At 64.5% G+C, this 19,204-nt stretch carries 22 protein-coding genes; 10 read left to right on the top strand and 12 right to left on the bottom strand.

The annotated features are described in order from the left end of the window. Positions 1–32 precede the first annotated feature (32 nt). Positions 33–563, top strand: coding sequence for a pyridoxamine 5'-phosphate oxidase family protein (locus ASF04_RS03830; protein WP_056138228.1), 531 nt, complete (start codon positions 33–35; stop codon positions 561–563). Between the two features lie 7 nt (positions 564–570). Here the strand turns inward: ASF04_RS03830 and ASF04_RS28555 are convergent, their stop codons facing one another. Continuing rightward, entirely contained in the window at positions 571–1,296 is a 726-nt protein-coding gene (locus ASF04_RS28555) for an energy transducer TonB (protein ID WP_304438331.1), read from the bottom strand. Between the two features lie 2 nt (positions 1,297–1,298). Further along, positions 1,299–1,520 (bottom strand): bacterioferritin-associated ferredoxin, encoded by a 222-nt coding sequence (locus tag ASF04_RS03820; RefSeq protein WP_026637602.1) that lies wholly within the window; start codon positions 1,518–1,520, stop codon positions 1,299–1,301. 268 nt (positions 1,521–1,788) lie between these two features. On the opposite strand from ASF04_RS03820, the gene ASF04_RS03815 reads away from it, so the two are divergent. The 3 genes from ASF04_RS03815 to ASF04_RS03805 are packed head-to-tail and all read left to right on the top strand — an operon-like array spanning position 1,789 to position 4,260. Beyond that, on the top strand, positions 1,789–2,055 hold the full coding sequence (locus ASF04_RS03815; RefSeq protein WP_056138224.1) for a FeoA family protein: 267 nt from the start codon (positions 1,789–1,791) through the stop codon (positions 2,053–2,055). 6 nt (positions 2,056–2,061) lie between these two features. Beyond that, positions 2,062–3,972 (top strand): ferrous iron transport protein B, encoded by a 1,911-nt coding sequence (feoB, locus tag ASF04_RS03810; protein WP_229204901.1) that lies wholly within the window; start codon positions 2,062–2,064, stop codon positions 3,970–3,972. 3 nt (positions 3,973–3,975) lie between these two features. Beyond that, positions 3,976–4,260: a DUF6587 family protein gene (locus ASF04_RS03805; RefSeq protein ID WP_056138221.1), complete on the top strand. Its 285-nt coding sequence runs from the start codon at positions 3,976–3,978 to the stop codon at positions 4,258–4,260. A 13-nt stretch (positions 4,261–4,273) separates the two neighbouring features. On the opposite strand, the gene ASF04_RS03800 is transcribed toward ASF04_RS03805, so the two are convergent. From ASF04_RS03800 to ASF04_RS03790, 3 genes are read right to left on the bottom strand one after another with little or no spacing between them, the layout of a single operon-like run. Beyond that, on the bottom strand, positions 4,274–5,647 hold the full coding sequence (locus ASF04_RS03800; RefSeq protein ID WP_056138220.1) for an adenylosuccinate synthetase: 1,374 nt from the start codon (positions 5,645–5,647) through the stop codon (positions 4,274–4,276). A 5-nt stretch (positions 5,648–5,652) separates the two neighbouring features. Then, complete coding sequence (locus ASF04_RS03795) at positions 5,653–6,621, bottom strand: hypothetical protein (protein ID WP_056138219.1); 969 nt, start codon at positions 6,619–6,621, stop codon at positions 5,653–5,655. 12 nt (positions 6,622–6,633) lie between these two features. After that, complete coding sequence (locus ASF04_RS03790) at positions 6,634–7,581, bottom strand: hypothetical protein (protein WP_056138218.1); 948 nt, start codon at positions 7,579–7,581, stop codon at positions 6,634–6,636. A 177-nt stretch (positions 7,582–7,758) separates the two neighbouring features. Here ASF04_RS03790 and ASF04_RS03785 point away from each other — a divergent pair, with 177 nt between their 5' ends. Then, on the top strand, positions 7,759–8,430 hold the full coding sequence (locus ASF04_RS03785; RefSeq protein ID WP_056138216.1) for a glutathione S-transferase family protein: 672 nt from the start codon (positions 7,759–7,761) through the stop codon (positions 8,428–8,430). A 92-nt stretch (positions 8,431–8,522) separates the two neighbouring features. Here ASF04_RS03785 and ASF04_RS03780 read toward each other — a convergent pair whose 3' ends face one another. Then, complete coding sequence (locus tag ASF04_RS03780; RefSeq protein ID WP_056138215.1) at positions 8,523–8,747, bottom strand: hypothetical protein; 225 nt, start codon at positions 8,745–8,747, stop codon at positions 8,523–8,525. Between the two features lie 116 nt (positions 8,748–8,863). Between ASF04_RS03780 and ASF04_RS03775 the strand changes: the two genes are divergently transcribed. Then, positions 8,864–9,640 (top strand): 5'-3' exonuclease H3TH domain-containing protein, encoded by a 777-nt coding sequence (locus tag ASF04_RS03775; RefSeq protein ID WP_056138213.1) that lies wholly within the window; start codon positions 8,864–8,866, stop codon positions 9,638–9,640. Position 9,641: 1 nt separating this feature from the next. Continuing rightward, positions 9,642–10,073 carry a response regulator gene (locus ASF04_RS03770; protein WP_056138212.1) on the top strand — a complete coding sequence of 144 codons (432 nt, stop codon included), beginning with the start codon at positions 9,642–9,644 and terminating at the stop codon, positions 10,071–10,073. An 11-nt stretch (positions 10,074–10,084) separates the two neighbouring features. Here the strand turns inward: ASF04_RS03770 and mnmA are convergent, their stop codons facing one another. Next, positions 10,085–11,185, bottom strand: a complete 1,101-nt coding sequence (gene mnmA / locus ASF04_RS03765; protein ID WP_056138210.1) for a tRNA 2-thiouridine(34) synthase MnmA — start codon at positions 11,183–11,185, stop codon at positions 10,085–10,087. 15 nt (positions 11,186–11,200) lie between these two features. Next, on the bottom strand, positions 11,201–11,698 hold the full coding sequence (locus ASF04_RS03760; protein ID WP_019923648.1) for an NUDIX hydrolase: 498 nt from the start codon (positions 11,696–11,698) through the stop codon (positions 11,201–11,203). Between the two features lie 311 nt (positions 11,699–12,009). Between ASF04_RS03760 and ASF04_RS03755 the strand changes: the two genes are divergently transcribed. Genes ASF04_RS03755 through ASF04_RS03745 form a run of 3 tightly spaced genes read left to right on the top strand, consistent with a single transcriptional unit; the run spans position 12,010 to position 14,916 of the window. Next, on the top strand, positions 12,010–13,122 hold the full coding sequence (locus tag ASF04_RS03755) for a Re/Si-specific NAD(P)(+) transhydrogenase subunit alpha (protein WP_056138209.1): 1,113 nt from the start codon (positions 12,010–12,012) through the stop codon (positions 13,120–13,122). A 13-nt stretch (positions 13,123–13,135) separates the two neighbouring features. Beyond that, entirely contained in the window at positions 13,136–13,450 is a 315-nt protein-coding gene (locus ASF04_RS03750) for an NAD(P) transhydrogenase subunit alpha (RefSeq protein WP_056138207.1), read from the top strand. Next, positions 13,447–14,916 carry an NAD(P)(+) transhydrogenase (Re/Si-specific) subunit beta gene (locus ASF04_RS03745; RefSeq protein WP_056138205.1) on the top strand — a complete coding sequence of 490 codons (1,470 nt, stop codon included), beginning with the start codon at positions 13,447–13,449 and terminating at the stop codon, positions 14,914–14,916. The genes ASF04_RS03750 and ASF04_RS03745 overlap by 4 nt, the downstream gene beginning before the upstream one ends. Positions 14,917–14,919: 3 nt before the next feature. Here the strand turns inward: ASF04_RS03745 and ASF04_RS03740 are convergent, their stop codons facing one another. Genes ASF04_RS03740 through ASF04_RS03725 form a run of 4 tightly spaced genes read right to left on the bottom strand, consistent with a single transcriptional unit; the run spans position 14,920 to position 19,142 of the window. Further along, complete coding sequence (locus ASF04_RS03740; RefSeq protein ID WP_056138203.1) at positions 14,920–16,134, bottom strand: FAD-dependent monooxygenase; 1,215 nt, start codon at positions 16,132–16,134, stop codon at positions 14,920–14,922. Further along, entirely contained in the window at positions 16,131–17,357 is a 1,227-nt protein-coding gene (locus ASF04_RS03735) for an aminopeptidase P N-terminal domain-containing protein (RefSeq protein WP_082488524.1), read from the bottom strand. Before ASF04_RS03735 ends, ASF04_RS03740 begins: the two co-directional genes overlap by 4 nt. Then, positions 17,354–18,088 (bottom strand): N-acetylmuramate alpha-1-phosphate uridylyltransferase MurU, encoded by a 735-nt coding sequence (gene murU / locus ASF04_RS03730; RefSeq protein ID WP_056138198.1) that lies wholly within the window; start codon positions 18,086–18,088, stop codon positions 17,354–17,356. The genes ASF04_RS03735 and murU overlap by 4 nt, the downstream gene beginning before the upstream one ends. Positions 18,089–18,098: 10 nt before the next feature. Further along, entirely contained in the window at positions 18,099–19,142 is a 1,044-nt protein-coding gene (locus tag ASF04_RS03725; protein WP_056138196.1) for an aminoglycoside phosphotransferase family protein, read from the bottom strand. Positions 19,143–19,204 lie beyond the last annotated feature (62 nt).

The raw sequence follows: 19,204 nt of genomic DNA, 5'->3' as shown, positions 1-19,204 counted from the left end.
TGTTCGAACTTTTCACCCAACAGGAGCGCCCCATGGATTCGATCAACGCCAACCAGCCGGAACACAACCACGAAGACCTGATGGGCCAGGACGCCATCAAGAAGATCCGCGACCTGGTCGACAGCACCCCCGAATGCTTCTTCTGCACCAGCGATGCCGGCGGCCCCGGCGACACCCGTCCAATGCATACGATGCAGGTCGATGACCTGGGCAACCTCTGGTTCTTCAGCGCCAGCGACAGCCTGAAAAACCGCGAACTGGCCGCCGATCCGTCGGCCACGCTGTACTTTCAGGGAGCGTCGCACGAGTTCCTGCACTTGGAGGGCATCGCCACCGTGCTGCGCGATCCGGTCAAGCAAAAGGAATTGTGGAACTTTACGCTGAAGACGTGGTTCACCGAAGGCGAGGACGACCCGCGCATCACGCTGATCAAGTTCGCGCCAACCTACGGCTACTACTGGGACACCAAGCACGGACGTGCTGTGGCAGGGGTGAAGATGCTGGTGGGGGCTATTACCGGCAAGACCCTCGATGATTCCATCGAAGGCCGCCTGGACGTTTGAGGCTGTCTTAACCCAATTGGAAATTGATCGGCACCAGCGCATACACGGGGATGGCCTTGCCATCCTCGATATACGGCTTGTACAGCGCGCGCAGCACGGCCTGGCGGCCGGCTTCGTCGAGGTTGGTCGAGCCTGACGATTTCTGAATCAGCACTTGCTCGGCCTCGCCCTTGACGTTGATCAGCACGCGCAGCAGCACGGTGCCGCTTTCGCCCATGCGGCGGGCGATATTGGGGTACACCGGTTGCGGCGCCCGGATATAGTCGGCGCCGTGGATGGTCTTGGGTGCAGCTGGTGCAGGCGCGGGCGGTGTCGGCGTGGGCGTGGTGACAGCCACCGGTGTAGCGGGCGGGGTCGGCTCGGAGTTACGCGGCGAAGGCGGCGCGACCGTGATGGTCGGCTGCGTTTGCGGCGTGGGCAGGACCGGCATCGGCGGAATAAACTTCGGCACTTGCACGACCATCGGCACGATCTTCGGTTCCGGTGGGGGCTTGAGCGGCTCGGGCGACGCCACGAAGCTGACCGTGACGACCTTGGGCATGACGGCTTGCGCCACCTTGTTGAGCATGCCGGTGCTCATCATCCAGAACAGCACTCCATGTACTGCGACAATTGCCGCCACTGGGGCTGCCTTGCGTCCGCGTACGCGCCATAACCGCCGGGCGCGCCACATCAGGCCGGAGCCATCCACGGACATCGCGCTCGCGGTCCGTTCATAGAGCATTGTATTCATGATTAGTTGGTAAACACTGGGCGCTTGAGCACAGTTTCTTCGATGGCGGCAGCCTGCGCGGTGGCCAGGTGCTCGTTCAAAATGTCTTCAGCGCAGCTGAAACATTGGCCGCAGCAGGTGGCAACGCCGAGATCGCGGCGCAGTTCTTCCATCGACGTGATGCCAAACTCCATGGCTTGACGGATTTCACGATCAGATATGTTGTTGCAGACACATACAATCATTGATACACCTTCTGGCTAGGCTCGCACTACAGCGGGTTTGCACGGTGACTGCAATAAGTTGCAAGTAGTTGGCTAAGAACAAGCTTGCTACTAACTTAATGCGAATCATTATCATTAGCCGTATACTGCCTCAGTTCCGTTGCGGATGCAAGCCTAAATAGTAGTCATTCGCATTAACGAATATAATGCTAGTATCCTGTTCTTTGCCGCACTAAAAGTTTGTTGCGCGCAGCCGACAAGTGCCGACTCACCAGCCTGGATTTAGCATATGACGCAAGCTGTTCCCTTTCTCACTCTCGATGCGCTCGCTGTCGGCGCCTCGGCCATCGTCACCCAGGTCGCCCCCGGCGATGTCGCCGAAGACGGCGTGTCGCTGTCGCGCCGCCTGATGGAACTCGGTTTCGTGCCCGGCGAAAAAGTCCGCCTGCTCAAGCGCGGCATGCCCGGCGGCGAACCGCTGGCCATCAAGGTGGGCAACTCCACCTTTGCCTTGCGCCGCTTTGAAGCAGCGCTGATTTCGATCCAACCGGAATAATTAATAATGGCTGTCGTAGAAAAAACGGTGCCGGGTGTTCATAACGCACCGGCCAATGTCCTGCCACCCGTCGTGGCCCTGCTGGGAAATCCCAATTGCGGCAAGACTGCGCTGTTCAACCGCCTGACCGGCGCGCGCCAGAAAGTGGCCAATTACGCGGGCGTGACCATTGAACGCAAGGAAGGCGCCTTCAACTCGCAAGCTGGCCACACCTTCCGCGTGCTCGACCTGCCGGGCGCCTACAGCCTTACCGCCCACACCCCGGACGAAGCGATCACGCGCGACGTGGTGGCGGGCTTGCGCCGGGGCGACGCCGCGCCGGACGTGCTGGTGTGCGTGGTCAACGCCACCAACCTGCGCCTGAACCTGCGCCTGGTGCTCGAAGTACAGCGCCTGGGCTTGCCCATGCTGCTGGCCCTGAACATGGTCGATGTGGCCAAAAAGAACGGCGTCGTCATCGACACCGCGCGCCTGTCGCAGGAGCTGGGCATGCCGGTGGTGGAGACCGTGGCCGTGCAGCCGGGCGGCGAAAAGGCGCTGGTCGCCGCGCTTGACGCCATGCTGCCGCTGCCGCAGGTCGTCACCAAGCCGCTGTCGGCCATCGACGCGGTGTCGGTGGAGGAGACCCAGCGCGAAGTGCGCCGCATCATCGCTGCCGCTGTCAGCGGCGACGACGAAGCATCGTCCACGTCCGAAAAAATCGACAGCGTGGTGCTGCACCCGGTGGTCGGCCCGATCATCCTGGCGGTGCTGATGTTCTTCGTGTTCCAGGCCGTGTTCAGCTGGGCCGCCACGCCGATGGACATGATCACCGGCGCCTTCGAGCACCTGGGAGCGGTGCTGGGCGCGTATGTGCCGGAAGGCCACCTGCGCAGCTTGCTGGTCGATGGCATCATCGGCGGCGTGGGCGGCGTGTTGGTGTTCCTGCCGCAGATTCTGATCCTGTTCTTCTTCATCCTGATCCTCGAGGACTGCGGCTACCTGCCGCGCGCCGCCTTCCTGCTCGACCGCCTGATGGGCGGCGTGGGCCTGTCGGGCCGCGCCTTCATCCCGCTGCTCTCGAGCTTTGCCTGCGCCATTCCGGGCGTGATGGCCGCGCGCACGATTCAAAACCGGCGCGACCGCTTTGTCACCATCATGATCGCGCCGTTGATGACGTGTTCCGCGCGCCTGCCGGTGTACGCACTGGTGATCGCCGCCTTCATCCCGAGCCGCGAAGTGCTCGGCATCATGAACCTGCAAGGCCTGGTGCTGTTCATCCTGTACGTGGCCGGCATCGTCTCGGCCATGCTGGTGGCGTACGTCATGAAGCGCACCATGGGCGGCAAGGGCAAGCACCCGTTGATGATGGAACTGCCGGCCTATCACTGGCCGCACCTGCGCAACCTGGCGCTGGGCCTGTGGGAACGCGCCAAGATTTTCGTCACCCGCGTCGGTACCATCATCCTCAGTCTCACCATCATTTTGTGGGCACTGAGCTCGTTCCCGGACGCGCCGGAAGGCGCCACCCAGCCGGCCATCTACTACAGCGTGGCGGGCATCATCGGCCGCGGCCTCGAATACATCTTCGCGCCAATTGGCTTCAACTGGCAGATCTGCATCGCGCTGGTGCCCGGCATGGCTGCGCGCGAAGTGGCGGTGGGTGCGCTGGGCACCGTGTATGCGATGTCGCAGACCGGCGACGAACTGGCCAATTCGCTGGCGCCGGTGTTGGCCGCCAGCTGGGGGCTGCCGACCGCGCTGTCGCTGCTGGCATGGTTCGTGTTTGCGCCGCAGTGCCTGGCCACCCTGAGTACGGTCCGCCGTGAAACCAACAGCGTCAAAGCTGCCTGGTTCATGGCCGGTTATCTGTTTGCGCTGGCGTACGTGGCGGCATTCCTCACGTTCCGCATTTCGACGGCAATCATCGGAGGCTGATATATGTGGCAGAACCTTATCGTGGCAGTGATCGTGGCGGCAGCCCTGGCGCACTTCAGTACCAGGTATTTGCCGGCCGCCTGGCGCCGGCATATCGTGTACTTCCTGGCGCGCCGTGGCGTCAACCAGGACAAGGCCGCCAAATTCTTCAAGACCACGCCCGACTGCGGCACCGGCTGTGGTTCGTGCGGGTCGTGCGGTACCGAGGACAGGGCGCCGGCGGCCGGTTCCGCCGGCGATACGTCGCAGCCGCTCAAGCGCGTGATTCCGCTGCACGTGCAGCGCTGATCTGCGCGCTCTCTCAGAGCCGATCAGTCTTCAAGCTTCGTACCGTCTGCCACGTGGGGCCAAAGGCGCCCCGCGCCACCGGCAGACCGGTCGCCTGTTCCAGTTGTTCGATAAACTGCGCCGCACTGGCGATGGGCTGCGCCGCCAGCCTTGGCGCGGCCTGCTGCAAGAGCGCCGTCAAACCTGCCTGGTGTTCGAGGTCGCCCCTGGCGCCCTGGTGCAGGCCGATGACTGCGCCCTGTGCATTGCGCTGGCATAGCTGCGCTTCATGCGCCCCATGCGTCACCTCGTATCCCTCGCACCAGCGCAGTGCCGGCGCCCGGTCGAACGCATCGAGATGGCTGACCAGCAAACCATCGAGCCGGCCGATTGCTGCCAGCGCATAGCGCAGCAGCACCAGGTCGGGATGGCCGCGCCGAAAAGCTCCCTGCCAGCCGCCTGCCGCATTGTGCGGCTCGGGCAGCAGGTCCAGGCGCCGGTCGTGGCTGGGGAACGGACCGTTGCCGTGGCGCGTCAGGTAACTGCGCATCGCGCCCAGGTGGCTGATGCGGCCGTGCTGGCCGGCGTCAACGGCCACCGCTTCGACTGCCGACGTATGGATGGTGCTCCAGGTGGTGTACGGGTGGAAGCCGCGCCACTCATCGAGCAGGACGCCTTGCGCACCTTCGAACAGCACGGTGCCGGGCAGGTGCAGCCGGGCTGCCACGTCCGCCTGCGGCGCGGGCGGTGCATGCCGGACCAGTTCCCGCGCCCGTTCCAGCCAGCGGTACGCCAGGGCGCCATCGCGCAGTACGGCCCGCTCTTCGCGCCAGCCGGCGTTCGCGTCGTTGGAGGCGCCGTCTTGCTCTACCGCCGCAAGCAGGGAGGTGCGGAGCGCTTCCAGCTTGTCGAGCGCGCGGGCGGGCGCGAGCAGGTCGGCATAGCGCAGCGTCAGTTCGGGATGCGCCAGGTCGTGGCGGACGGTTTCGCCCACGCCCACGCCGCAACTGCCATGGGCGGCGGCGCCGCGCGCCAGCTCGCGCATGCGCCCGGCCGCCTGGTGGAACGGCGTGGTGAGGCGGCAGCGGCCATCGATGACCAGCCGTTGCAGGGCATCGGTGACGCCGGCGCGCTGCAGGTAGCTGCTCTCGACCAGTAGCGCGGTGGGATGGACGATGACCGGGAAGGCCAGCAGCGTGTGCACGCCGGGATGGAAGCTGCCTGCGCCGAACTGCGAAAACGTGTGGTGGCGGCCATCGGGCAGCACCACGTTGTGCGCCGCCTGGGCGCCGCCATTGAAGCGCACCACGGTGTGCGCCTGCATGGCGCGGCACAGCGCATCGATGAACATGCCCTTGCCGCAGTCGCCAAAACCCAGCCCCTGGACCGACACCAGCCGGGTTGCCATCGCACTCAACCGAACAGGCGGCGCCACCAGCTGCTGCCGCCAACTGCCGCGCCGCCCATGCCGTGGGCAGCGGCGTCCGGATCGCCGAGCGCGGCGTAAGGGCGGACTGCGCGGATGATGGCGGAAATCCGGTCGCCGACAATGCCGTTGGCGGCCAGCGTGGGCGCCAGGGCATCGATGCCGGCGACCGATTTTTCGGTGAGCGCCACCAGCGAGGCGGCTACCGCGCAAGCGTCTTCCGGCGCCTCCATGCAGATCACGCGGTCGCCCAGCAGATCGCGCCAGCGCCGTTCGCAGTTCTTGCGGCGCTGGAGGTCCGGCACCAGGAAGAAGATGTGGAAGGTTTCGGCCGCTGCCGCGATCACTTCCGCAATCGGGATGTCTTCATCGAGCTTGTCGCCGATGAGCGTATCGATCTGGTGGCGCGACACGGCCGGATACGGATGCTCGTCGCCGGTCAGGAACAGATAGCCTTTCTTGCGGCGCTTGGTCCAGCAATCCATTTCCATGTGCTGCGCCGCCACGTAGAACGCCAGCTCGTAGCTTTCTTCGCCGGTGCCACCGCCGCCGCCCTCTAGATAGCTCCAGGTCAGCCATTGGTCCATCAGCTGCGCGGTCGATTCGAACTGGCCCACTTGCAGCGCGGCGTCGTCGGACGTGGCGTCGCCGATTGCCATGAACAGCAGTTGGGGGTCACGCACGCCGCACGCAGTGAGCAAGGCCATGAAGGTGGGCAGCTCGCGGGTGGCCAGGCTGTTGGGAATCGCACCCATCGACCCGGTGACGTCCAGCGCGAACACGATGCCGAGCGAGTGCGGGTGGTCGGCGCTGTCGCGCGCCTCGCGCACGCCCATGCCGTGCGGATTCATCAGCGGGTGGCACTGGCGCTGGGTAAATACTTCGCGATGCGCGTCGTTGGCGCGGTCGGCGATGATGGCGGCGTGGGCCGCCTGCGAATAATTTCCGTGTCCCATGGAAGCTCCTTGTCAGCGAGGGTTGGGGGTAAAGTGGATAAACCGCGCCGGGCCGAACGCGGCTGCGGCGGCGGTCTTGAGGGCCTGGTCGATGCCGGCGGCGCCGTGCCGCGCGCACCAGTCGGCATCTTCGCTGGCGCGCCGCAGCAGCGTGGCCAGCGGCGCCGGTACCGCAGCGGCAATTGGCGGCTCATTGCCATCGTCGCCGCTACCGTCAAGCAGGCAGCGGATCGACCACGCAGCTTGCATCAGGTCGCGCGCTGCCGTGGCGTTGACGCTTAGCCGCTTTGCGCCTGCCCAGCCGATGATCAGGATGCCGTGATCGGCGGGATGGACCAGCAGGTGTTCCGGGGCCAGGCGGCCATGCGCCCAGCCAGCGGCGTGCACATAACCCAGCACTTCGAGCATGCGGCGCCACATCCACACCGCGTGGCGCGGGTCGACGCCGCCCGGGTAATGGCGCCGCACGTCGGCCAGGCTGCCCCAGTATCCGACCGGGTGGCGCAGCACCAGCGCCTGCGCGCCCGCTGCCACGTTGCCGGTGGCCGCGCCTTGCGCGACCAGTTGCGGCAGGCGCTGTGAAAAATACGCGGTGCCGGGAATGGCCGCAGCTTGCAGCTGGTGCAGGATCGCTGCTTCGTGTTGCAGGGTGTGCGGTGACTGCGCCAGTTTGATCACGACCCGCTCCGGGCCGGCGCCGATACGCTGTGCCAGCAGCACGCTGGCGCTGGACGTCAGGGGCGTGATGATGCGGTAGCGCTGGCCGGCGCACACGATGTGGCTGGCAGCGCTGTCGTCCGCCAGCGAACGCTCGTAAGCGGCGCGAAAATCGGCCGCCAGGATAGTGCGGACCTGGGGCGAGACGATGGCCGAACAGTACAGGCATTGCACGGTGCGCCAGCGCGCCGAGGACGGCAACGAGGCGCCGCACTGCGGGCAATTGAGGGAGACAAAGATCATGCGACAACCCGGTACTGGATCACCGGTCGATCATACCTTGCTTTATCGGAAAGGGTTGCTCGTTTGCCAATCGCCAGCCGGAGCGCTGCATATTCTCCCGATCGGCCAGCAGTGCAATCGTGCCAGTAATGCTAAGCTAGGCATATCGCGGCACGGCCGTTCTTTTTTGGAATCCACATGATCGTCGTTCACCACCTCAATAATTCGCGCTCGCAGCGCGTGCTCTGGCTGCTGGAAGAACTGGGTCTGGATTACGAGATCGTGCGCTACCAGCGCGACGCCAAGACCATGCTGGCGCCGCCCGAGCTGCGCGCCATCCACCCGCTGGGCAAGTCGCCGGTGATTGTCGACAACGGCGTGGTGGTGGCCGAATCGGGCGCCATCGTCGAATACCTGGTCGACACCTACGGCAATGGCCGCCTGGTGCCGCCCGCCGGCACCGAAGACCGCCGCCGCTGGACTTATTTCCTCCACTACGCCGAAGGTTCGGCGATGGCGCCGCTGTTGATGAAGCTGGTATTCGATCGCGTGGAAACCAGCCCGGCGCCGTTTTTTGTGAAGCCGATCACGCGTGGCATCGCCCGCAAGGTCAAGGGCACCTACATCGAGCCGCAAATCGCTTCTCACCTCGACTACCTCGAAGCCGAACTGGCCAGGTCGCCATGGTTTGCCGGCGCCGAATTTACCGCCGCCGACATCCAGATGAGCTTTCCGCTGGAAGCGGCCGCCGCCCGGGCCGGCCTCGACAGCCGCCGTCCCCGGCTGATGAGCTTTCTCGAGCGCATCCATGCGCGGCCTGCCTATAAGCGGGCGATCGAGCGTGGCGGGGAGTATGCGCTGCTGAAGTAATGTGGATGGCGCTATCAGATGGTCCGCACGTGAGGGCAGGCGCCTGGGGCTGCCTTCAAACCACCAAATCAACGCGTGAGTATCGAGCAGTATCATCGGAAGGACGCATAGCCGTCAGCTTCAATGGGCGACACGATGTCGCCTTCGGCCAGCACGCTGCCGCGCATTTTTTCGTTTGGCACCGAGCGGAAGGGACGGATATCGGGTATCGGCGTGCCGTTTTCGGTAATGAAATAGATGTCGCTGGACGCCGCGATTTTTTTAAGCACCTTCTGCGGGTCTGCCAGAAACTCTTCCAAAGCAATGGTGGGCCACATCGCCTCCGCAGGATTCGGTTGATGTTACGCTATCTGTCACCGATTTCAAGCAAGCGCCACCGCATCTCGCTCGGTTAAAATGGCGGCTTCACCAAGTAGCCCGGACCACGTTTAACATGGGTAGACTCCTTGCCATTGACGGCCTCAATATCGTGCGCCGTGTCTATGAAGCCAGCCCCGAACCTGACAGCCCCGAAAAGGCCGAGATCGCGCTGCGCCACGCGTTTTCTTCCCTGCGCAACCTGATCAACGACCACCAGCCCACCCACGTGCTGCCCGCGTTCGACTTCGGCGGGCGCACCTGGCGCCACGATCTGTTTGCCGGCTACCGCGCAGGCCGGGCGCCGATGCCCGAGCCGCTGCGCGCGGCGTTGCCGGCGTTTTACGACAAGCTGCGCGCCATCGGCATGCACGTGGTGTGCGTGCCCGAGGTGGAGGCCGACGACGTGATCGGCACCGTGGTGCTGCGCTGGCTGGCCGACAGCCGCGGCGACGCCACCGTCGCCAGCACCGACAAGGACTTGCACGGCCTGATCGCCCACGGCGCCCGCGTGTGGGATCATTTCAAGGGCGAATGGCACGACCACGCCTGGGTCGAACGCAAGTGGGGCGTGCCGCCCGAGCAATTGCCCGACCTGCTGGCGCTGATGGGCGATGTCACCGATTCGATTCCCGGCGTGTCCAAGGTGGGCGTGAAGACCGCTGCCCGCCTGTTGCGTACTTACGGCACCCTGGACGCCATCATGGCCGGCGCCGGCATTCTTAAAGATTCTCTGGGTGAAACTTTACGAAAAGAACGTGAAATGCTGTATCTTTCTCGACAGTTGGTGGCGCTGAAAACCGACGTAACCGTCGGCGTCACCTGGAATATGCTGGCCTGGGAGCAGTTTTAAGATGTTAAAAGCGATAATTATCGATTCAAGCGCGGTCGCGCGCGGCCTGCTCAATACGGTGTTGCAGGATGGCGGTTACGACGTGGCGGGGCAGGCCCACACGTGCGCGGCCGGCGTAGCCCTGATGATCAAGCACAATCCGCACATCGTGTGCATCGCGCTGGAGCAGGTGGAAAACGATCTCGACGGCATGCGCGAGATCAAGGCCAAGTGGCCCAAGGCGCTGATCTTCATGGTCTCGAGTCAGCTCGACGCGGCCACGATCCAGTCCGCGCACGCGATGGGCGTCAACGGCTTCATCGTCAAGCCTTTTAAAGCCGACACGGTCCTCAATACCATACGCAACGTGGTGATCGCGATGGTCAAGCGCCAGCGCGCCGCGATGGCGGCCCTGGCGCCCAAGCCGGAAGAAGACAGCGCCGCTGCCGAATAACTGAGGGCGCTTTAAGTGGTGGAGCTGTCGATGATGCCGCCACCGAGGCAAACATCGCCGTCATACAGCACGGCCGACTGGCCCGGCGTGACCGCCCACTGGGCTTCCATGAACCGCAACGCAAAGTCCGAGTCGCCCTCGGGCGCGACTTCGCACGCCACGTCGGCCTGGCGATAGCGGGTTTTGGCCGACAGCGCGCGCGGGGAGGGTGCCTCGCCGGCAATCCAGCTGGCCTGGTCGGCGCGCAGCGTGGACGACAGCAGCCACGGATGGTCGTGGCCCTGCACGATGTACAGCGTGTTCTCGGCCACGTCCTTGCGCGCCACGTACCAGGCGTCGCTGCTGCCGTCGGGATTTTTGTACGCTTTCATGCCGCCTACGCCGATGCCCTTGCGCTGGCCCAGCGTGTAGAACGACAGGCCCACGTGTTCGCCCACGACCTTGCCGTCCGGGGTTTTCATCGGGCCCGGTTTGTACGACAGGTAGCGGTTCAGGAATTCGCGGAACGGCCGCTCGCCGATGAAGCAGATGCCGGTCGAATCCTTCTTGGCGGCGTTGGGCAGGGCCAGTTTTTCGGCGATCTGGCGCACTTCGGTTTTCGGGATTTCGCCGAGCGGGAACAGGGTGCGCGACAACTGCGACTGGTTCAGCCGATGCAGGAAGTAGCTCTGGTCCTTGGTGTGATCGACGGCTTTCAATAACTCGAACTTCTCGCCGTTCTGGCGCACGCGCGCATAGTGGCCGGTGGCGATCAGGTCCGCGCCGAGGTGCATGGCGTGATCGAGAAAAGCCTTGAACTTGATTTCGGCGTTGCACAGCACATCGGGATTCGGGGTGCGGCCGGCCTGGTATTCGCGCAGGAAGTCGGCGAACACGCGGTCCTTGTATTCGGCGGCGAAGTTGACGGCTTCGATGTCCACGCCGATCACGTCGGCGACGCTGGCAGCATCGATCCAGTCCTGGCGCGTGGAGCAATATTCGGAATCGTCGTCGTCTTCCCAGTTCTTCATGAACAGGCCCACCACGTCGTAGCCCTGCTCCTTGAGCATCCACGCCGCGACCGAGGAATCGACCCCGCCCGACATACCGATCACGACTTTTTTCTTGCTCATTACATCAATCCTTGTCTATCCAATAGCGGTACTCACGGCTTCTTTGTACACGGAAGCGTGGGTCTGTATCAATTCAAGCGGGGCGCGGATGCCGGCCAGGTATTCGTCCACGCATTGCAGCACGGTAGGGCTGCGGTGACGGTCGGCGCAGGCGGCCAGTTCGTCGCGCGTGAGCCACATGGTGCGCAGGATGCCCTCGTCGAGCGGGCGGTCGTGCTGCGCGCCCGGCACGCCGCAGAAGGTAAAGCGCAGGTACGTCACTTCCTCGCCGGTGCGGTTGGAGGTGTAGCGCGACATATACATGCCCACCAGCGCGGTGGGTGTGAAGTCGTACGCGGTTTCCTCCAGCGTCTCGCGGATCACGGCCTGTTCCAGCGATTCGTAGGGGTCGAGATGGCCGGCAGGCTGGTTGATGCGGATGCCGTCGCTGGTCTCTTCTTCGATCAGCAGGAACTTGCCGTCTTTTTCGACGATGGCGGCAACAGTAACAGAGGGTTTCCAGATACGCGGCATGAGTCATCCTTGAAAAGAGCCGACATTTTAGCCTGTTCCGCCGATTTGGTTTGAAACCACTGTCGTTAAAAACAGCATTTGCTTTGAAATTACGCAACGTTTCATGGGATAAACAACGCCAGATAACGACTTTTGCGCAAAAAACCGTGTTAGATTGGCTAGTCACTTTATTAATCATTTGCAGATTTTCGAAAACCGTAGCGAGCGGCCTGCTGTCGCTTCGAGTAGCGCAAGCGTACGGAAGTACGCTGAGCAACGGAAAGCGAGAGCGGGGCGCGCAGTAGGTTTGCGATATCTGCTGGGGAGACACAATGAGAATAGGCATACCGGTTGAGACAAAACCGGGGGAGACCCGGGTGGCAGCAACCCCTGAAACCGTCAAGAAGTTATCTGCGAAACATCAACTGATCGTGCAGGCGGGCGCCGGCCTGGCCGCCTCCATCACCGACGACGCCTACGCGGCAGCGGGTGCGCAAATCGCTGGCGCGGCCGAGGCCTTCGGCGCCGACGTCGTCCTCAAGGTGCGCGCGCCCGACGATGCCGAACGGGCACTGATCAAGCCCGGCACGGTCGTCATCGGCATGCTCAACCCCTTCGATGCGGCCAACAACGCCGCCATGGCGTCCGCCGGCCTGCGCGCGCTGGCACTGGAAGCCGTGCCGCGCATCACGCGCGCACAGTCGATGGACGTGCTGTCGTCGCAGGCGAACATCGCCGGCTACAAGGCGGTGATGATCGCGGCCAATACCTACCAGCGCTTCATGCCGATGCTGATGACGGCCGCCGGCACGGTCAAGGCGGCGCGCGTGTTGATCATGGGCGTGGGCGTGGCCGGCCTGCAGGCGATTGCCACGGCCAAGCGCCTGGGAGCCGTGATCGAGGCGTCCGACGTGCGTCCGCCGGTGAAAGAGCAGGTGGAGTCGCTGGGCGCCAAGTTCATCGACGTACCATTCCTCACCGACGAGGAACGCGAAATCGCCAAGGGCGTGGGCGGCTACGCGCGGTCGATGCCGCCCGACTGGATGGCGCGCCAGTCTGCCCTTGTCCACGAACGGGCCAAGCTGGCCGACATCATCATCACCACCGCGCTGATCCCCGGCCGCCCGGCGCCGGTGCTCATTTCCGAAGACACCGTCAAGGCGATGAAGCCCGGCTCCGTGATCGTCGATCTGGCCGTATCCCAGGGCGGCAACTGCCCGCTGTCGGAGCTCAATAAAACCGTGATCAGACACGGCGTGCACATCGTCGGCGAACCCGACCTGGCCACGCTGGTGGCGGCCGACGCCTCGGCGCTGTACGCGCGCAATGTACTCGACTTCCTCAAGCTGATCATCGACAAGGACGATCAACTGGTCATCGACCGCGAAGACGAGATCATCAAGGCCACGCTGCTGTGCGCGGACGGCCAACTGCTACGACAATAAAAGGGGACACGCCATGGAAGTGAGCCACACCATCATCAACCTGATTATCTTCGTGCTGGCCATCTATGTCGGCTACCACGTGGTCTGGACCGTGACCCCGGCGCTGCATACGCCGCTCATGGCCGTCACCAACGCCGTCTCGGCGATCATCATCGTGGGCGCCATGCTTGCGGCTGCGCTCACGGAGGGCATCGTCGGCCAGGTGGCCGGCACGGTGGCCGTGGCGCTGGCGGCCGTCAACGTGTTTGGCGGCTTCCTGGTCACGCAGCGCATGCTCGAGATGTTCCGCAAAAAAGAGCCGAAGGCCAAGCGGGAGGACGGCAAATGAACTTTATCACCATGAACCTGGTGACGATGCTGTACCTGGTCGCCTCGGTGTGCTTCATCCAGGCCCTGAAAGGGCTGTCGTCGCCGGCCACGGCGCGCTCGGGTAACGCCTTCGGCATGGCCGGCATGGCCATCGCCTTTATTACCACCATCGCCCTGATACTCAAGCTGCGCGAGGAAGCATTGCAGGCGGGTCTCAATGGCGGCATGGGGCTGGCGCTGGTGGCAGTGGGCGTGGTGGTGGGAGGCGCGATTGGCGCCATCCTGGCGAAAAAAGTCGAGATGACCAAGATGCCGGAACTGGTCGCCGCCATGCACTCGCTGATTGGCCTGGCCGCCGTGTGCATCGCGGTCGCTGCCGTGTCGGAGCCGCACGCGTTCGGGATCGCAGCCGTGGGCGAGGCGCTGCCATTCGGTAACCGCATCGAACTGTTCATCGGCACGTTCGTGGGCGCGATCACGTTCTCGGGATCGGTGATCGCCTTCGGCAAGCTGTCGGGTAAATACAAGTTCCGGCTGTTTCAGGGCGCGCCGGTCAGTTTCGCCGGCCAGCATGCATTGAACCTGGTGCTGGCGCTGATCATGGTGGGACTGGGCCTGGCGTTCTGCTTTGCCGATGGCGTGGCACCCGCGTGGACGCCGTTCCTGGTCATGACCGCGATCGCCTTTGTGCTTGGGGTGTTGATCATCATCCCGATCGGCGGCGCCGACATGCCGGTGGTGGTGTCGATGCTGAACTCCTATTCCGGCTGGGCGGCTGCCGGTATTGGCTTCTCGCTCAACAACGCCATGCTGATCATCGCCGGTTCGCTGGTCGGCTCCTCGGGCGCGATCCTGTCGTACATCATGTGCAAGGCCATGAACCGTTCGTTCTTCAACGTGATCCTGGGTGGCTTTGGCGGCGCACCAAGCGATGCCGGCGCCGGCGGCGCCAAGGAGCAGCGGCCCGTCAAATCCGGCTCGGCCGACGACGCGGCCTTCATCATGGCCAATGCCGAGAGCGTGATCATCGTGCCTGGCTACGGCCTGGCCGTCGCGCGCGCCCAGCACTCGTTGAAAGAGCTGGTGGAAAAACTCACGCACAAGGGCGTGACCGTGAAATATGCGATCCACCCGGTGGCGGGCCGCATGCCGGGCCACATGAACGTGCTGCTGGCCGAAGCCGAGGTGCCGTACGACCAGGTGTTCGAGATGGAGGACATCAACGGCGAATTCGGCCAGGCCGATGTGGCGCTGATCCTGGGCGCCAACGACGTGGTCAATCCGGCGGCCAAGGACCCGGGTTCGCCGATTGCCGGCATGCCGATCCTGGAAGCCTATAAAGCCAAGAGCATCATCGTCAACAAGCGGTCGATGGCGTCCGGCTATGCGGGGCTCGACAACGAGCTGTTTTACCAGGCCAATACCATGATGGTGTTTGGCGACGCCAAGAAGGTGATCGAGGATATGGTGAAGGCGGTCGAGTAAAGCCTAGCGCCGGCCGTACATCATCAATTCGGCCAGCACGCTGCGCGCCGGTCCCACCACGTCGATCGCCGCCAGCGACAACCCCAGCAGCGCCTGCGCCGGCGAGTTGTTGGCAAACACGCGCGCCATGGTGTCGGTCAGGCGCACGGTGGTGCTGCGGTCCTGCTGTCGGGCCGCAGTGAACTGCGCCAGCATCTGCGGCGTAGCGCCTTGCGCCAGCAGGCGCGCCAGTACCGTCACGTCGCGCAGGCCCAGGTTCAGGCCCTGTCCCGCCACCGGGTGCAGCGTCTGCGCGGCATTGCCGATGGCGACCGTGCGGGCCGTGGTCCTTGCATCGGCATTCAGGCCGAGCGGGAAACCGAGGCGTGGCGAGGCGTACGTAAAACGCCCCACGCGGTCGCCGAACGCCTCGCCCAACTGCGCCAGGAACGCCTGGTCGTCCAGTGCCAGCAATTGTTCCGCGCGCGCCGGCCGCACGCACCATACCAGCGAATACTCACCCGACCGGGCACCCGAATGCACAGCCGCCTGCGCCCCCACATGCGCCTCGCCCTGCGGCAGCAGCGCCAGCGGGCCTTCGTCGGTGAAGCGTTCGTAGGCGCGGTGCGCGATGGCTCGGCTGCTGCGCACCTGGGCGATGATCGCGGTCTGGCCGTAGTCGCGGCGCTGGGCGCGGTCCTGCTGTTCGTTGAACAGGCCACCCTCGGCCTGCACCACCAAGCCCGCGTGCAGCGAGCGCGCCGCGCCCGTCGCCAGGTCGGTAATGGTGAGCACCACTTCGTCATCGAGTTCGTCGAGCGCATCGACCCGCGCCGGGCGCTGGGTGGCGATGCCGGCTGCCTCGCACACGGCGCCCAGCGCCTTGACGATGTCGCCGTAGCGGGTGACATAGCCGAGCGCCGGCACGCCTTGCTCGGTGCTGGTGATCATGCTGCGGCCGAACTGGCCGCGCCGCGAGACGTGGATTTCGTTGATCGCCGTGCCGGCGAAGGGCCAGGCGCCTATGTCCTCCAGGATCTGGCGGCTGCCCCACGACAGTGCCAGCGAGCGCGGATCGGCGCTCGACTGGGCCAGGGTCTTGGCGTCGATCAGGGCGATGCGGTGGGCAGGGATGCCGCGTTTGGCCAGCAGGGCGGCCAGCGCCATGCCGGCCGGGCCGGCGCCGCAAATGGCCACATCGCAGGACAAGGTAACGGGCGGGGTGTCGTGGTCGGTCATGGCATCAGCTTTTCGATGTCGGCGACGGACTTGGGCGCGGCTGCGCTCAATACCGTGTGGCCGGTGGCGGTGACCAGCACATCGTCTTCGATGCGGATCCCCGTGTTCCAGAATTGTTCGGGCACGCCGGCAGCCGGGCGCACGTAGATGCCCGGTTCCACCGTCAGCACCATGCCCGCCTGCAGCGCGCGCGAACGGTGGTCCGCGACGCCCAGGTCGCGGTAGGCCCCCACGTCGTGCACGTCCAGGCCCAGCCAGTGGCCGGTGCCGTGCATGTAGAACTGCAGGTGGCGCTTGTCGGCGATGACGTCGGCGGCGCTGCCGCAGGTGTTTTTATCGAGCAGGCCCAGGTCCAGCATGCCCTGCGCCAGCACATTCAATGCTGCCGCATGGATGCCGGCGTACGGGCGGCCCGGCACCACGGCGTCCAGGGCGGCGCTTTGCGCGGCCAGCACCAGTTCGTACAGCTGGCGCTGGGGCGCGGTAAAGCGTCCGTTGAGGGGCCAGGTGCGGGTAATATCCGAGGCGTAGCCATCGAGCTCGCAGCCGGCGTCGATCAGTACCAGGTCGCCGTCGCGGGCGAGGGCGTTGTTGGCGCTGTAGTGCAGCACGCAGGCGTTGGCGCCGGCCGCCACGATCGGCGGATACGCCTGGCCCTGGGCGCCATGGCGGCGGAATTCGTACAGCAGTTCCGCTTCGATTTCATACTCGTGCATGCCCGCGCGCGCGTGTTGCATGGACCGCACGTGGGCCAGCGCCGAGATGGTGGCGGCGCGCTGCATGGTGGCTTGTTCGCTGTCGTCTTTCAGCAGGCGCATCTCGGCCAGCAGCGGCAGCAAGTCAACCGGCTCGGCCGCCGCACCAGCGCGCAGCTGTGCCAGTGCGCCGTCGAGGTCCTCGATCGGGTATGCCTCGGCGAAACCGAAGGCGGCACGCGCGGCTTCCGGTCCATAACGAAAGCCATCCCAGATCTCGCGGTCAGGATTTTTCTCGCGGCAGAACAGCAGGCTTCGGGCCGGCGCAGCACCGTGTGCGGCGACGAGCACCAGCGCGCTTTCCGGCTCCGTAAAACCGGTCAAATAATAAAACGCGCTGTCGTAGCGGTAAGGATAGTGGCTGTCGCCGTTGCGCTCCACCTCGGGCGCCGTATGCAGGACCGCCACCGCGCCCGGTGGCAGTTGCGCCAGCAGGCGCGCACGACGAGCAGCTGTCTCCCTGGTCACTGCGCAGCCCTGGGACCCGGCGCCAGCGCGGCCCTTGGTGCATTGAGCAACTCGAGCTGCTGCACCGTGCCCACGTTGTGCCACTCGCCCTCGTACACTTCGCCACCGACGAGTTTTTTGTCGATGAAGGCGCGCAGCAGCGGGCCCAGCTTGGCGTGGTCGCCGGGCGTGATGGCGTCGAACATTTCGGGACGGTACACACCAATATTGCCGAACGTGAACTTCGGCGTGCCGTCGTTGTTCAGCGTGTACATCGACAGGCCGAAGTCGCCCTCGGGATGGAAGTCGGGATTCGGCACCAGGTACAGCCAGCAGATGTCGCGCTGGTCGGCCGGGTACGGGTTGCCCCACATGTCTTCGTCGTGCAGCACGTCCTTGACCTGCTCGAAGTCGAAATGCGGGCAATAGATGTCGCCCGAGATCGCCACAAACGGTGCGTCACCGAGCAGGTGGCGGGCGTTGGCGATGCCGCCGGCCGTTTCCAGCGCGGTGTCTTCGCACGAGTACAGCAGTTTGGCGCCGTACTTGCTGCCGTCGCCGAGCGTCGTTTCGATCTGGTCGCCCAGGTGGGCGTGGTTGATCACGATTTCCGTGATGCCGGCGCGCACCAGGCCGAGAATGTGCCAGACGATCAGCGGACGGCCGCGCACCTTGAGCAGCGGCTTGGGGCAGGTGTCCGTCAACGGACGCATGCGCTCGCCGCGTCCGGCGGCAAAAATCATGGCCTTCATCAGCCCGACCTCAGAACGTGTAGCCGACTTGCGGCTGCACGTCTTCCAGCAGGTCGAGCAGGCGCACCAGCGGTTTCAGGTCGCGGTAGCGGCCGGCCGTCTTGCGCACGTAGTCCATCACCGTGGGCAGGTCGGCCAGGTACTGGTCCTTGCCATCGCGGTAGTGCAGGCGGCAGAAGATGCCGAGGATTTTCAGGTGGCGCTGCAAGCCCATGTACTCGAAGTCCTGGTAGAAACTGTCGATGTCCTTGTTGACCGGCAGGCCCAGCGACTTGGCGTGCTGCCAGTAGCGGATGGCCCAGTCCAGCACCAGTTCTTCGTCCCATTGCACGTAGGCGTCGCGCAGCAGCGAGACGACGTCGTAGGTGATCGGGCCGTACAGCGCGTCCTGGAAGTCCAGCACGCCGGGGTTGCCGGCGTCGATCTGCATCAGGTTGCGCGAATGAAAGTCGCGGTGCACATACACCTGCTGCTGGGCCGTGACGTTGGCCAGGATGGCGTCGAACACGGCTTTCAGTTCAAGCTGCTGCTTGTCGTTGAGCGTGGCCTTCAGGTGGCGGCCCAGGTACCACTCGGTAAAGATGCCCAGTTCGCGTTCCATGAAGGCGCGGTCGTACTCGGGCAGTACGTCCGGTTCGCTGGTGAGCTGGAACTTGACCAGCGCTTCCAGTGCGTCGGCGTACATGGCCGAGGCGTTGTCGTGGTCGAGCACCTGCAAGTACGTGGTGTTGCCGAGGTCGGACATCAGCATGAAGCCGCGTTCGTAGTCGGTGGCCACGATGCGCGGCACGGAAACGCCGGCGTGAATGAGCATTTCGTCAACCTTGACGAAGCCCAGCACGTTTTCGCGCTCGGGCGGGGCGTCCATCACGATCAGGGTGGCGCCCAGGCTGGCCTGGTGTTCCGGCAGAACGTTGACACGGAAATAACGGCGGAAGCTGGCGTCGCTCGACGCGGGGCGTGCCGAGGCGGTATCGACGACGTTGAGGGTGGCCAGCCAGGCGGTCAGCGCCTCCAGGCGAACATCTGGCGTTAAATTCTGTAATAAAGACATGAAGCGAGCGGTTGAAACCGGCGTTGAGGATAGATTCCCATATAATAAGGGATTATTTTCAA

The sequence above is a fragment of the Duganella sp. Leaf61 genome, assembly GCF_001421905.1.
Taxonomy (GTDB): domain Bacteria; phylum Pseudomonadota; class Gammaproteobacteria; order Burkholderiales; family Burkholderiaceae_D; genus Rugamonas; species Rugamonas zoogloeoides.
Note: the sequence above shows the minus strand (reverse complement) of the source record. Positions and strands in the feature narration are given on the sequence as shown.

What these genes read in the sequence shown, in the direction of transcription:
- ASF04_RS03830 (WP_056138228.1), top strand. Translation starts at nt 33, where the DNA reads ATGGATTCGATCAACGCCAACCAGCCGGAACACAACCACGAAGACCTG.
- ASF04_RS28555 (WP_304438331.1), bottom strand. Translation starts at nt 1,296, where the DNA reads ATGAATACAATGCTCTATGAACGGACCGCGAGCGCGATGTCCGTGGAT.
- ASF04_RS03820 (WP_026637602.1), bottom strand. Translation starts at nt 1,520, where the DNA reads ATGATTGTATGTGTCTGCAACAACATATCTGATCGTGAAATCCGTCAA.
- ASF04_RS03815 (WP_056138224.1), top strand. Translation starts at nt 1,789, where the DNA reads ATGACGCAAGCTGTTCCCTTTCTCACTCTCGATGCGCTCGCTGTCGGC.
- feoB (WP_229204901.1), top strand. Translation starts at nt 2,062, where the DNA reads ATGGCTGTCGTAGAAAAAACGGTGCCGGGTGTTCATAACGCACCGGCC.
- ASF04_RS03805 (WP_056138221.1), top strand. Translation starts at nt 3,976, where the DNA reads ATGTGGCAGAACCTTATCGTGGCAGTGATCGTGGCGGCAGCCCTGGCG.
- ASF04_RS03800 (WP_056138220.1), bottom strand. Translation starts at nt 5,647, where the DNA reads ATGGCAACCCGGCTGGTGTCGGTCCAGGGGCTGGGTTTTGGCGACTGC.
- ASF04_RS03795 (WP_056138219.1), bottom strand. Translation starts at nt 6,621, where the DNA reads ATGGGACACGGAAATTATTCGCAGGCGGCCCACGCCGCCATCATCGCC.
- ASF04_RS03790 (WP_056138218.1), bottom strand. Translation starts at nt 7,581, where the DNA reads ATGATCTTTGTCTCCCTCAATTGCCCGCAGTGCGGCGCCTCGTTGCCG.
- ASF04_RS03785 (WP_056138216.1), top strand. Translation starts at nt 7,759, where the DNA reads ATGATCGTCGTTCACCACCTCAATAATTCGCGCTCGCAGCGCGTGCTC.
- ASF04_RS03780 (WP_056138215.1), bottom strand. Translation starts at nt 8,747, where the DNA reads ATGTGGCCCACCATTGCTTTGGAAGAGTTTCTGGCAGACCCGCAGAAG.
- ASF04_RS03775 (WP_056138213.1), top strand. Translation starts at nt 8,864, where the DNA reads ATGGGTAGACTCCTTGCCATTGACGGCCTCAATATCGTGCGCCGTGTC.
- ASF04_RS03770 (WP_056138212.1), top strand. Translation starts at nt 9,642, where the DNA reads ATGTTAAAAGCGATAATTATCGATTCAAGCGCGGTCGCGCGCGGCCTG.
- mnmA (WP_056138210.1), bottom strand. Translation starts at nt 11,185, where the DNA reads ATGAGCAAGAAAAAAGTCGTGATCGGTATGTCGGGCGGGGTCGATTCC.
- ASF04_RS03760 (WP_019923648.1), bottom strand. Translation starts at nt 11,698, where the DNA reads ATGCCGCGTATCTGGAAACCCTCTGTTACTGTTGCCGCCATCGTCGAA.
- ASF04_RS03755 (WP_056138209.1), top strand. Translation starts at nt 12,010, where the DNA reads ATGAGAATAGGCATACCGGTTGAGACAAAACCGGGGGAGACCCGGGTG.
- ASF04_RS03750 (WP_056138207.1), top strand. Translation starts at nt 13,136, where the DNA reads ATGGAAGTGAGCCACACCATCATCAACCTGATTATCTTCGTGCTGGCC.
- ASF04_RS03745 (WP_056138205.1), top strand. Translation starts at nt 13,447, where the DNA reads ATGAACTTTATCACCATGAACCTGGTGACGATGCTGTACCTGGTCGCC.
- ASF04_RS03740 (WP_056138203.1), bottom strand. Translation starts at nt 16,134, where the DNA reads ATGACCGACCACGACACCCCGCCCGTTACCTTGTCCTGCGATGTGGCC.
- murU (WP_056138198.1), bottom strand. Translation starts at nt 18,088, where the DNA reads ATGAAGGCCATGATTTTTGCCGCCGGACGCGGCGAGCGCATGCGTCCG.
- ASF04_RS03725 (WP_056138196.1), bottom strand. Translation starts at nt 19,142, where the DNA reads ATGTCTTTATTACAGAATTTAACGCCAGATGTTCGCCTGGAGGCGCTG.